The 12299-nt window shown below is 62.2% G+C and carries 9 protein-coding genes and 1 pseudogene; 4 read left to right on the top strand and 6 right to left on the bottom strand.

Annotation, left to right across the window (positions count from 1 at the left end; genetic code table 11):
- Positions 1–34: 34 nt before the first annotated feature.
- The 5 genes and pseudogenes from RhoBH5_RS20360 to RhoBH5_RS20340 all read right to left on the bottom strand — a co-directional run bounded on the left by RhoBH5_RS20360 (position 35) and on the right by RhoBH5_RS20340 (position 5810).
- On the bottom strand, positions 35–1720 hold the full coding sequence (locus RhoBH5_RS20360) for a purine-cytosine permease family protein (protein ID WP_047270014.1): 1686 nt from the start codon (positions 1718–1720) through the stop codon (positions 35–37).
- A gap of 135 nt (positions 1721–1855) precedes the next feature.
- The gene (locus tag RhoBH5_RS20355; RefSeq protein ID WP_007732419.1) at positions 1856–2914 is read right to left on the bottom strand and encodes an AAA family ATPase; all 1059 of its coding nucleotides are present in this window, start codon (positions 2912–2914) and stop codon (positions 1856–1858) included.
- A 10-nt stretch (positions 2915–2924) separates the two neighbouring features.
- Positions 2925–3962, bottom strand: a complete 1038-nt coding sequence (locus tag RhoBH5_RS20350; RefSeq protein ID WP_003946093.1) for an aliphatic amidase — start codon at positions 3960–3962, stop codon at positions 2925–2927.
- Positions 3963–3988: 26 nt separating this feature from the next.
- Positions 3989–4608, bottom strand: a pseudogene (locus tag RhoBH5_RS20345) (AmiS/UreI family transporter).
- 122 nt (positions 4609–4730) lie between these two features.
- Positions 4731–5810 carry a substrate-binding domain-containing protein gene (locus RhoBH5_RS20340; protein WP_221742616.1) on the bottom strand — a complete coding sequence of 360 codons (1080 nt, stop codon included), beginning with the start codon at positions 5808–5810 and terminating at the stop codon, positions 4731–4733.
- A 107-nt stretch (positions 5811–5917) separates the two neighbouring features.
- Here RhoBH5_RS20340 and RhoBH5_RS20335 point away from each other — a divergent pair, with 107 nt between their 5' ends.
- Complete coding sequence (locus RhoBH5_RS20335) at positions 5918–6343, top strand: MarR family transcriptional regulator (protein WP_042446697.1); 426 nt, start codon at positions 5918–5920, stop codon at positions 6341–6343.
- Positions 6344–6380: 37 nt separating this feature from the next.
- Here the strand turns inward: RhoBH5_RS20335 and acs are convergent, their stop codons facing one another.
- On the bottom strand, positions 6381–8312 hold the full coding sequence (acs, locus tag RhoBH5_RS20330; RefSeq protein ID WP_270008724.1) for an acetate--CoA ligase: 1932 nt from the start codon (positions 8310–8312) through the stop codon (positions 6381–6383).
- 364 nt (positions 8313–8676) lie between these two features.
- On the opposite strand from acs, the gene RhoBH5_RS20325 reads away from it, so the two are divergent.
- From RhoBH5_RS20325 to RhoBH5_RS20315, 3 genes are all read left to right on the top strand, one after another.
- Entirely contained in the window at positions 8677–10293 is a 1617-nt protein-coding gene (locus RhoBH5_RS20325; protein ID WP_037132624.1) for a peptide ABC transporter substrate-binding protein, read from the top strand.
- Positions 10294–10418: 125 nt separating this feature from the next.
- Complete coding sequence (locus RhoBH5_RS20320; RefSeq protein ID WP_003946101.1) at positions 10419–11345, top strand: ABC transporter permease; 927 nt, start codon at positions 10419–10421, stop codon at positions 11343–11345.
- Positions 11338–12294, top strand: coding sequence for an ABC transporter permease (locus RhoBH5_RS20315; RefSeq protein WP_019746638.1), 957 nt, complete (start codon positions 11338–11340; stop codon positions 12292–12294). Before RhoBH5_RS20320 ends, RhoBH5_RS20315 begins: the two co-directional genes overlap by 8 nt.
- Positions 12295–12299: the final 5 nt, after the last annotated feature.

Genomic DNA, 12299 nt, shown 5'->3' with positions numbered 1-12299 from the left:
ACCCCCGGCGGTTAATAAAGGCGCACAGCAGTTGTCAGGGAAGCTGAGCAGGCAGGACGTGCTCACCGGTCTTGTCGGTGCTCAAGGCCAGGGAGCTGATGTACTGCTTCTCGCCGTTCGGGCCGGGCACGTTCGACGCGAGCATGTCGGGACGCTCGAATTCGATTCCGCTGACGCAGCACAGAAGCGTTTCACCGGAGGGGTTCCCGTACTCGTCGAACATCGGCAGATCGATGCCGTCGTCGGTGCGTCGTAGGTAGTACTTTCCCTTGGTGGCGACGGCCAGGATCGGCGGCATCACCAGTGCGATGACGATTGCGACGATCGGGGAGAACGGCTTGATCGCCGAACCGAAAGCACCGAAGAACACCAGGATCGAAATGCCCGCGGCCAGCAGCATCGACACGAAGCCGACGGGGTTGACGTCGTAGAGCATCCCGCGTCGGAACTCGGGGACTTTCGGGGAGAGCTTCAACCAGTACTTGTTGATCGCGATGTCCGAGGCGACGACCACGACCCAGGCGATACCGCAGTTGGCGTAGAACCCGAGGATCGTGTTGAGGAAGTCGAACATGTTGGCTTCCATCAAGATCAGTGCGATCGCCAGGTTGACCAGAACGAAGACCATGCGTCCGGGGTAGGTCTTGGTGACGCGGGTGTACGAGTTGGTCCAGGCCAGTGAGCCGGAGTACGCGTTGGTGACGTTGATCTTGATCTGGCTGATGACCACGAGGATCACGGCCAGCGTCATGGCCAGCCAGTGAGGCATCATGTCCTGGTAGATCTCGAGGAACTGGTGCACGGGCTGGTTGGCGATCGAGGATCCGTCGACGACGTTCGCGATGATGTACACGGCGAGGAACAGTCCGACGATCTGCTTGAACGCGCCGAAGATCACCCAGCCGGGGCCGGCGAGAATTACTGCAGCCCACCAACGGCGGGTGTTCTCCGGCGTCTTGGGCGGCATGAAGCGTAGGTAGTCGATCTGCTCGGCGATCTGTGCGATCAGCGACAAGCAGACACCCGCGGCCAGCATCACCGATCCGAAGTTGACGCCCTTGCCGTTTGCGCCGTCCTCACCGCCGAAGGCGAAGAACGCGCTCACCGAATCAGGGTGCTTGAACAGCAGATACAGGAACGGCAGCACCATCATGACGAGCCACAGAGGCGTCGTCCACACTTGGAGCTTTGCCAGAGCCTTCATTCCGTAGATGACCAGTGGAATGACCATCAGGGTCGAGACCGCGTAGCCGATCGAGAGTGGTATCCCGAGCCCCAGTTTCAAACCCTGGGCCATGATGGAACCTTCGAGCGCGAAGAAGATGAAGGTGAACGTCGCGAAGATGACGTTGGTGACCACCGAGCCGTAGTAGCCGAAACCGCTTCCGCGAGTGATCAAATCGAGGTCGATATTGTATCGCGCGGCATAGTAGGCGAGTGGGAAGCCGGTCGCCATGATGACGACGGCAAACACGGCGATGCCCAGCAATGCGTTACCGGTGCCGTACGAGATGCCGATGTTGGCGCCGATTGAGAAGTCTGCGAGATACGCGATTCCGCCGAGCGCGGAGGTCGCGACGACGCCGGTTCCCCATTTGCGGTAGCTGCGTGGCGCAAATCGGAGGGTGTAGTCCTCCAGCGTCTCCTTCAGTGCGGCGTTCTCACCGAGATCTGCCCTGTCCGGTGCGCCGGCGGACACCTGCTCGTTCACTGCTGTCATGACGTCACTCCCCCTGGGTGCCTGTGCATGTGCACTTTGTGGTGCAGGCACCCAACCTAGGGAGGTGGCGTTACGCGGACATGTTTGAAATGTGTCGCCCACGTTGCGGATTCGATCCGCAACGTGAGCGAGCACTCATGGGACTTTCTTTACCTGTATCTGATCACCAACTGCCCGCGCCTGCAAGGCGAGTGGCTGCGTCCCGACCGGCCGAAGGTCGAGAACGGCGGCGGCCACCGGGTCGGCCAAGACGTTCCGGATGGTCCGGCGCAGGCCACGTGCTCCGTACACCGGGTCGAACCCGCGCCGTTGCAACAGGGCGACGGCGCTGTCCTCCACCTCGACGTCGATGCCTCTCCTGGCCAACCGAGTCGTGATCAGTTCGATCTCGAGACGGGTCACTTGTTCCGCGGTCTGTTCGTCGAACTCGTCGAGGATCACGGTTTCGTCGATGCGGTTGAAGAATTCGGGGTCGAAGAACTTCTCCAACGCGCGTTGCACCAGATGATGACCATGGCGCGGTCGATCGATCCGGACGCGATCGGCGAGCTGCCGCAGGTGAGATCGCCGACGTTCTGCCACCGCAGCAGAGCCGAGATTCGAGGTCAGGAACACGTAGCTGTTGCGGAACGAGATCTTCTGCTGACCGTTCGCCAACCGGAGTTCGCCGTTGTCGAGGACCTGCAGGAGCGCACGCAGCACGGTGGGGTCGGCCTTCTCCACTTCGTCGAACAGGACGATTCCGGGGGTGTACGGATCGCCCTCGACGGTGTTCTTGTCGAACAGCGTGAAGGACTCCTTGCTACCGGCATATCCAGGTGGAGCCCCGGAGAATGACGCCGCATAATGCTCTTGCGCAAGAGCATTCATGTCGATGCGGCACAGATCATCGGGTCCTGACCGTAGTTCTGCGGCCACGCGCCGCACCAATTCCGTCTTGCCGACGCCGGTCGGGCCAACGAGAAGGATGTTTGCGAGCGGACGCGTCGGATCCGTGGCACCGACATGCGCGATCGAAATCGCACGAACCACTGCGTCGACGGCGGCCTGTTGTCCGACGATCTTGGAACTCAGGGCTTTCGAGAGCTTGCGAGCGTCGAAGGCCCCGACCGGTACGGGTTCGGTTCGTTCCTCGGCCGGCGGTGGTGCTGCTGCACTGTTCCGGTCATGGAGCATGTCGGTGATATAAGGCACAGTGAGATCCTTACGCTTCGATTGTCTTCTCGACCGGCAGGTTTCCGACGCGACAATCCGCTACACCCACTGTGTCTCGGGTGATGGCCTCGACGCGTTCCTGAGCCTTCTGGGCGTCGGTGACCCACAGCTTGTAGAACTCGAACGGGCAGTCCGCGACGCCCTTGTCTCCGTCACCTGCTGCGTGGACACCGGAGTAGCCGCGATGGAGGAGTTTGAAGATGTGGTTCTGGGACTGATCGTTCTCGCGTGCGTCGCGAATGGCTGAGACGGAAAGCTGCGCGTACTGGATTCCGTATTCTTCTTCGCCGGTTTCACCCAGCGTCCGGCCGTCGAATCCGATGATCGCGGAGTGTCCGAAGTAGGAGTAGACGCCGTCGAATCCGGCCGCATTGGCAACTGCCACATAACAATTGTTGGCCCAGGCCATTGCCTTGGACATCATTACCTGCTGGTCCTTGGCGGGGTACATGTATCCCTGGCAACGGACGATCAGTTCCGCACCCTTCATCGCGCAGTCGCGCCAGATCTCCGGGTAGTTGCCGTCGTCGCAGATGATGAGCGAGATCTTCAGCCCCTTCGGGCCTTCGGTGACATACGTCGTGTCTCCCGGGTACCACCCTTCGATGGGGCACCAGGGCAGGATCTTTCGGTACCTCTGAACGATCTCGCCCTTGTTGTCGATGAGGATCAACGTGTTGTACGGGGGCTTGTTCGGGTGGTCTTCGTGCTGTTCGCCGGTGATGGAGAAGATTCCCCACGTGTCGGCTTCGCGGCACGCTGCGGAGAAGATCGCGGTCTCGTCGCCCGGGATGGTGGCTGCTGTCGCGTACATCTCCTCTTCGTTGTACATGATTCCCTGCGTGGAGTATTCGGGGAAGACCACCAGATCCATTCCGGGGAGGCCGGTCTTCATGCCGATCATCATGTCGGCGATCTTGCGCGCGTTCTCGAGGACGCCGGCGCGATCGTGCAGGCGGGGCATCTTGTAGTTGACCACTGCTACGCCGACCGTGTCGTTGCTCGAGGAGATGTCACCGTGTCGCATTGTCTTTCACTCCTTGGTTGTGTCGATCAGTTGAAGACTGGACGGGATTGGGGTACTGCGGTTTTGGGTGCAGCGAGGATCTTGGCCAGGCCCAGGAGAACCAGAAGTGCTCCGGCCCAACCGGCCGCGACGGCGGGTGTGGTGTGGAAGTTGTCGGTCAGGATCAGAAATGCGGGGACCGTGCACGTGGGCTGGCTCAGGAGGACCGCTGCCCAGCCGGTGAAGCGACTGAGATTCTCGCGGCCGAGCCCGAGTACCAGGAAGAACAGCGTCCACAGCGCTGCCCATGCGAGCCAGATGACCCCGAAGACGGGGTCGTTGCTCACTGTGAAAGAGAGGAAGGAGTACACGAGCGCGGCGCACGCGACGAACAGCGAGAACCACCCGATTCCTTCCGGCTCGAAGCCGGCGAGATTGCTGATGCCACGTAGAGATAGGTGAATCCGAACAGATAGAGCCCTGAGGCCGCCAGGACGGCACTCGAATCTCCCTGAGCCTGAATCAACATGACGGTGGGGACGACGCATTGAAGTGCGCCGACGAAGAGGTTGAGGACCGAGGCGGATCGAACGGGAACTGTGCCGAGCAGCATCAGTCCGTTGACGAAGAGGACGGCTCCCACGTAAAGCAAACCAACACTGCCCATCGGGCACCTCCGGTTACTTCGGGACGGTTACTTCGGGACGGGTTACTTTCAAATGAAATGATTCCAAATGAAACTAAGTGATGCGCGCCACAGAAGTCAAGAGGGAGATCTCAGGGAAAATCTCAGAGCGTTGCGATGATCGAGAAGTCGAGTCCGTCGGCGACGGCGAGCTGAATCTTCTGCCGTGCAACACGATCACGAAACTCGACGGTTCCGCGAGGCCCGTCGTACGCGGCACCCTCGACGACGGCGTCCAGGTCACGCGGATGAGTGCTGTCGGCGCGTCGAACCAGGGCCGAAAGGGTATGTATCCCTTCGTAACACGATTCGGCGGCATTGTTCAGCGCCGGAGCGTGCGCGCCGTGCAGTGCAACGTAGCGCCCGAGAAGATCCATGGAGTTGCCGTCGACCATCGAACGGAAGTACGCGGCGGAGGCAAACAGGTTGCGGGTTGCCCTCGGCCCGCTCGCGAGCAGCATGTTCTCTTCCATCAACGGGCTGAACCGGATCATCGACTCGTCGAGGCCGCGGCGGGCGAAGGCGCGGTTGAAATCGACGGCGTCCTGGCCGACGAGGAGCATGATCACGCCGTCGCAACCGGAGTTCGAGACGGTCTCGACCAACTGCTTCATGTTTCCGCGCCCCAGGTCGACAAACGAACCGCCGACAAGGCTGAGATCGAGTTCGGTGGCGAATTGCCTCACGGCTCCGAGAGAGCTGTGCGGCCAAATGTAGTCGTCCCCGACGACAAACCACTTACGCGCTCCGACGTTGTCGCGCAGCCACTTCAGCGCCGGCGCGATCTGCTGCCGTGGTGTTTCGCCGGAGCAGTAGATTCCGGATCTGACCTCGCCGCCCTCGTAGAGCGAGGTGTACGAGTACGGAATGCGGTCCGCGACCACGGGTGCAAGAGCGTGGCGGACAGAGGAGATGTGCCAACCGCTGACCGCGTCGATGTCGCCTGCGTCGAGTAGCTGTTGCACGCGGGCTGCGACGACGCTCGGCGAAGCGCCGCCGTCGATCACTTCGATCTGGACTTCGCGTCCCAGTACGCCACCGGAGTTGTTGAGGTCGCGGGCGGCCAATTCGCTGATTGCTTCGCAGGAGGGGCCGAACAGTCCGGCAGGTCCCTGGAGGGGAAGCACCATGCCCAGGCGCCACACCGCGCTGCGCGCGCGTTCGAGCGCGCCGGTAGCGCTCATGCGTCGCCGCCGGAATCGGGAGTCAGCGGCCTGGCCTGGGTTACTATCATTTCATTTGAAAGTATTGCCCGAGAAGTGTGAACTGCGCAACAGCGGGGGAGCGATCAGTGGGAAAAAGTGACTCCGGAATTCTTGATGCGTCGCTGACGACTGCGCTGGTCCGAGCAGCTCGAATGGCCGCGGCAGCGGCGGAGAAGGCGCTGGCGGCAGAGAATCTCACTCTCGATCACTGGATGACGCTCGAAGCCCTGGCGTCGACCGAGGGGCTGACGATGGCTGAGTTGCGCGATCGAACGGGAACACCGGCTCCGACGCTGACGCGAGTTGCGGACAAGTTGGTCTCGCTCGCGCTCATCTACCGCGAAGTCGGGGAGGACGATCGCCGGAAGGTACGCGTGTTTCTCTCCTCGCGCGGAAAGTCCTTGCACAAGAGGGTTGCCGCAGACATCCGCGTAGCCGAGGAGTCCTGGCTGACGTCGAAAGAGGAAGTGAAGTTGCGAGAGGGGCTTCGCCCCTGTGTGCCTTTCCGGTAGTGGGGACTACCAAAAAGGCGCACAGGGGCCGAAGGCCCTACTTGCCGCGGATGGCGTCGAATACCTTGGGGTCGACCAGGGTCGAGGTGTCTCCGAGGTCGCGGCCTTCGGCGACGTCGCGCAGGAGGCGGCGCATGATCTTGCCGGACCGGGTCTTCGGCAGTTCCGGCACGATCGTGATCTGACGCGGTTTGGCGATGGGGCTGATGTCGGTGGAGACCTGAGCCTTGAGTTCGGCGATGAGGACGTCGCCGGTGTTCTCGACGCCTTCACGGAGGATGACGAACGCGACGATGCCCTGTCCGGTGGTCTCGTCGGCGGCACCGACGACGGCGGCTTCGGCGACTCCGTGATGGTTCACCAGTGCTGATTCCACCTCGGAGGTGGAGATGCGGTGACCGGAGACGTTCATGACGTCGTCGACGCGGCCGAGGACCCAGAGTGCGCCGTCGTCGTCGTACTTGGCGCCGTCACCGGCGAAGTACCAGCCTTCTTCGGCGTAGCGGGACCAGTAGGTGTCGCGGTAGCGGTCCATGTCGCCCCAGATGCCGCGGAGCATCGCCGGCCACGGCTCGTCGAGGACGAGGTAGCCGTTGCCGCCGGGGCCGAGGGGCTTGGCGTCGTCGTCGACGATCTTGGCGGAGATACCGGGCAGCGGTGCCATCGCGGATCCGGGCTTGGTGGCGGTGATACCGGGCAGCGGGGAGATCATGATCGCGCCGGTCTCGGTCTGCCACCAGGTGTCGACGATGGGGGCCTTGTTGCCGCCGATGACCTCTCGGAACCAGCGCCACGCTTCGGGGTTGATGGGCTCGCCCACAGATCCGAGTAAACGGATCGAAGACAAGTCGTGGGCGTCGGGGATTTCCCGGCCCCACTTCATGAACGTCCGCACGAGGGTGGGGGCGGTGTAGTAGATGGAGACGCCGTACTTCTCGATGATGTCGAAGTGGCGGTGCTCGTTCGGGGAGTTGGGGGTGCCTTCGTAGACGACCTGGGTGACGCCGTTCGAGAGGGGTCCGTAGACGATGTAGGAGTGTCCGGTGACCCAGCCGATGTCGGCGGTGCACCAGTAGACGTCTTGTCCCGCTTTGTGATCGAAGACGTTGTGGTGGGTGTACGAGGCCTGGGTGAGGTAGCCGCCGGAGGTGTGGATGATGCCCTTGGGCTTTCCGGTGGTGCCGGAGGTGTAGAGAATGAACAGGGGATGCTCGGCGTCGAAGGCCTGCGCCTCGTGCTCGGGTGAGGCCTGTGCGACGGTTTCGTGCCACCACAGGTCGCGGCCGTCGGTCCACTCGACGTCGATGCCGGTCCGGTTGACCACCAATACGTTCTGGACGGATTCGGCTCCGGCGACGGATTCGTCGACCGCTGTCTTGATGGGTGCTGCGGCGCCGCGTCGCCACTGGCCGTCGACGGTGACGACGAGTTTGGCTTGGGCGTCGTCGATGCGTGAGCGTAGGGCGGTGGCGGAGAATCCGGCGAAGACGACCGAGTGGGTCAGGCCGAGGCGGGCGCAGGCGAGCATGGTGACGATCGCTTCGGGGATCATCGGCATGTAGATCGCTACGCGGTCACCGGCGACGAGGCCGAGGTCGGTGAAAGTGTTTGCGGCGCGGCTGACTTCGGCGAGGAGGTCGTTGTAGGTCAGATCCCGGGAATCGCCTGGTTCGCCTTCGAAGTGAATGGCGACGCGGTCGCCGTTGCCGGCGAGGACGTGGCGGTCGACGCAGTTGTAGGCGACGTTGAGTTTGCCGCCGACGAACCACTTGGCGACGGGGGCGTCGGTCCAGTCGAGGACGTCGGTCCATTTCTCGTGCCAGTGAAGGCGCTCAGCCTGATTCGCCCAGAAAGCGAGGCGGTCGGTATCTGCGGCAGCCTGCAACTCCGGTCCCGCGTTGGCGGCCGCAGCGAACTCTGCGCTCGACGGATATGCCTGGGGGACGTCTGTTTCGGCTGCGCTTGTCATGGCTGACGGCCTTCTTTCCACTTTGATCGACACTTTTCTGACTCCGTGTGAGGGTAGTCACAAGCTCGCGTAAACGCACCGTTGCATCACGTTGCAACCCGTTGTCCTGCGACGATCGGTCGAATTGATGCGACGGGTGGTCGCTTCCGCCGACGAGTGAATGGGCGCGGACAGATTTCCCTCGGAATTGCGGACAATGGGTGCGATGCGCGCCCCGCGTCGGATGTGTCTATTGTCAAACCATTATTCGACCACAACTCGAAGTCACGTTCACTTTCAGTTGTAGGCGACACGACGCCGGCAGTTACGGCTGTCGGCAGGCCGCGAGCATGCTCGGGGTCACTTAGATGTGGAAGGAATTCCTTTGCGTATCTCACGCATAGCGACCGGCGCGGTCGCGCTCGGAATGACGGCAGTGCTGATCACGGCATGTTCGTCCGGCGATTCGTCGGGAGGATCGTCCAGCGGTGTCGTCAACGCCTGGGCGGGCGAGCCCCAGAACCCGTTGATTCCCACGAACACGAGTGAGAACCAGGGCGGCCGCGTCCTCGACTCCCTGTTCGCCGGTCTCGTTTCGTACACCGCCGACGGTGGCACGGAGAACGAGGTTGCCGAGTCCATCGAGAGCACCGACGGTCAGAACTTCACCGTCAAGCTCAAGGACGGTTGGACCTTCACGGACGGCACCCCCGTCACCGCGAAGTCGTTCGTCGACGCGTGGAACTTCGGAGCCCTCTCCACCAACGCTCAGATCCAGGCATCGTTCTTCGATCCGATCAAGGGCTACGACGAAGTTGCCGCCGAGGTTCCGACGGCTCAGACGATGTCGGGTCTGAAGGTTGTGGACGACTCCACCTTCACCATCGAACTCAAGCAGCCCGAGTCGGCGTTCCCCGACCGCCTCGGTTTCACGGCGTACTACCCGCTGCCCGAGGTCGCGTTCAAGGACATGACCGCATTCGGCGAGAACCCGGTCGGCAACGGCCCGTACAAGCTCGACGGCGCCGGCGCGTGGCAGCACAACGTCCGCATCGACACGGTCGTGAACCCGGACTACAACGGCAACCGCAAGCCGAAGAACGCCGGCGTCGACTTCATCATGTACAACAGCCTCGACACGGCGTACACGGATCTCCTCGCCAACAACGTCGACGTTCTCGACCAGGTCCCGCCGAGCGCGGTCACGACCTTCGAGTCGGATCTTGCCGGTCGCACGGTCAACCAGCCGTCGGCAACCATCGAGACGTTCACGATCCCGGGGCGCCTGGCGCACTTCAGTGGTGAAGAGGGCATGCTCCGCCGTCAGGCGATCTCGATGGCGATCAACCGCGATCAGATCACGCAGCAGATCTTCAACAAGACCAGGACGCCTGCACTCGACTTCACCAGCCCCGCAATCGAGGGTTGGAACGACTCGCTGACCGGTAACGGCAACCTGAAGTTCGACCCCGAGGCAGCCAAGGCCGCTTGGGCCAAGGCCGACGCCATCGCTCCGTGGTCCGGCAGCTTCGAGATCGGATACAACTCCGACGGCGGACACCAGGAATGGGTCGACGCCACGGCGAACAGCATCCGCAACACGCTCGGCATCGACGCAAAGGGCAAGCAGTACGCCACCTTTGCGCAGATCCGCACCGAAGCCACCGACCGCACCATCCAGAGCGCGTTCCGCTCCGGCTGGCAGGGTGACTACCCGCAGCAGTACGGCTTCCTGGCGCAGAACTACCAGACCGGCGGCAGCTCCAACGACGGTGAGTACTCCAACCCCGAGTTCGACCGCCTCCTGCGCGAATCGGCCGGCCAGACGGACAAGGCGAAGGCTCAGGAACTGCTCGATCAGGCTCAGGAAGTGCTGCTCAAGGACCTGCCTGCAATTCCGACGTGGTACCGCAACGCAGCCAGTGGATGGTCGGAGAACGTTTCCAACGTGACCATCAGCTGGAACGGCATTCCGGTCTACGAAGACATCGAAAAGAACTGACGCGTAGAACGATCCGCATCTGAAACGTGAGTTCGGGGCGGCAGGCGCCCTGCCTGCCGTCCCGAACTCGTGTTCACACCGGACTGTCCGCTGACGTACACGATCATCGACAAGGAGGTGATCCGATGCTCTGGTACATCGGTCGCCGAGTGCTTCAAATGATCCCGGTTTTTCTCGGGGCCACTCTTCTGATCTACGCCATGGTCTTCCTGCTTCCCGGTGATCCGATTGCCGCGTTGGCGGGCGACAAGGCGCTCAGTCCGGCTGTGGCAGCACAGCTTCGGGAGCGCTACCACCTCGATCTCCCCTTCTATCAGCAGTACCTGCTGTACCTGAAGGGCATCTTCACGCTGGACTTCGGCACGTCGTTCTCCGGACGACCTGTCAGTGAAGTTCTGGCACAGGCATTTCCGATCACGATGAAACTTGCCTTCATGGCACTGATCGTCGAGACCGTCTTCGGTGTCGGCTTCGGCCTCATCGCAGGCCTGCGTAAGGGCGGATTCTTCGACAGCACCGTCCTGCTGTTCAGCCTCGTTCTCATCGCCATCCCGATCTTCGTGATCGGCTTCCTGGCTCAGTTCTTCATCGGCGTCAAATGGGGCATCGTCCCGCCGACGGTCGGTGGCAACACCAGCTTCAAGAATCTCCTGCTCCCCGCCCTGGTTCTGGGTTCGGTCTCGTTCGCGTACGTCCTGCGACTGACCCGAACATCCGTGGCGGAGAACCTGAGTGCCGACTACGTGCGCACTGCCACCGCCAAGGGACTTTCCCGTGGACGAGTGGTTCGCGTGCACGTGTTGCGCAACTCGCTGATCCCCGTGGTCACGTTCCTGGGTGCCGACCTCGCAACGTTGATGGGCGGCGCCATCGTCACCGAGGGCATCTTCAACATCAACGGCGTCGGCGGCACGATCTACCAGGCCGTGACCAGAGGTGAAGCGCCGACGGTGGTTTCGTTCGTCACCATCCTGATCGTGATCTACCTGATCGCAAATCTGCTCGTCGACCTCTTGTACGCCGCGCTCGATCCGAGGATCCGCTATGTCTGAGACCGTGAAGACCGGACGCGCCGTCCGGCAAAGTCATTTCGTGGCACCGCCCGAAGTTGCGGCACCGGGGGAGACGGACGCCGTCAAACTCGATCAGGCGCCGACCAGCATGTGGACCGATGCGTGGCGCGACCTACGCAAGCGCCCCCTGTTCATCATCTCGACGATCATCATCCTCGCGGTCATCGTCATCGCAGCGTTTCCGAGCTTGTTCACGAGTACCGATCCGCGGTTCTGCGACCTCACCTACAGCATGCAGGGACCGACCTCCGGCCACTGGTTCGGTTTCGACCGCCAGGGCTGTGACGTGTACTCGCGCACCATCTACGGTGCTCGCGCATCCGTACTCGTGGGCGTCGGCGTCACGGCGTCGGTGCTGGTGATCGGAGTGATCTTCGGTGCACTGTCCGGGTTCTACGGCGGCTGGACCGATTCGATTCTCTCCCGCGTCGCCGACATCTTCTTCGGCATCCCGCTGATCCTGGCTGCCATCGTCCTGATGCAGCTGTTCACCGATCGCACCATCTGGACCGTCGTCGGCGTGCTGGCGCTCTTCGGCTGGCCGCAGATGGCAAGAATCGCTCGAGGCGCGGTGATCTCGGCGAAGAACAACGATTACGTCATGGCCTCGGAAGCGTTGGGTGTCTCGAAGCTCAAGACACTGATCCGCCACGTCATCCCGAACTCGTTGGCGCCCATCATCGTGGTCGCCACCATCTCGCTCGGTACGTACATCGTTGCCGAGGCGACGCTGTCCTTCCTCGGTATCGGTCTTCCGTCCACCGAGGTTTCGTGGGGCGGCGACATCAGCAACGCTCAGGTGACGCTGCGTCAGGGTTCGACCATTCTGTTCTACCCGGCAACGGCTTTGGCGATCACCGTTCTCGGATTCATCATGATGGGTGACGCTCTGCGCGACGCCCTCGATCCCAAGTCGCGGAAGCGGTGAGCACG

The sequence above is a fragment of the Rhodococcus sp. BH5 genome (assembly GCF_027583855.1).
Lineage (GTDB): Bacteria > Actinomycetota > Actinomycetes > Mycobacteriales > Mycobacteriaceae > Rhodococcus_F > Rhodococcus_F qingshengii.
The sequence above is the reverse complement of the archived record's forward strand: the minus strand, read 5'-3'. Positions and strand labels throughout refer to the sequence as shown.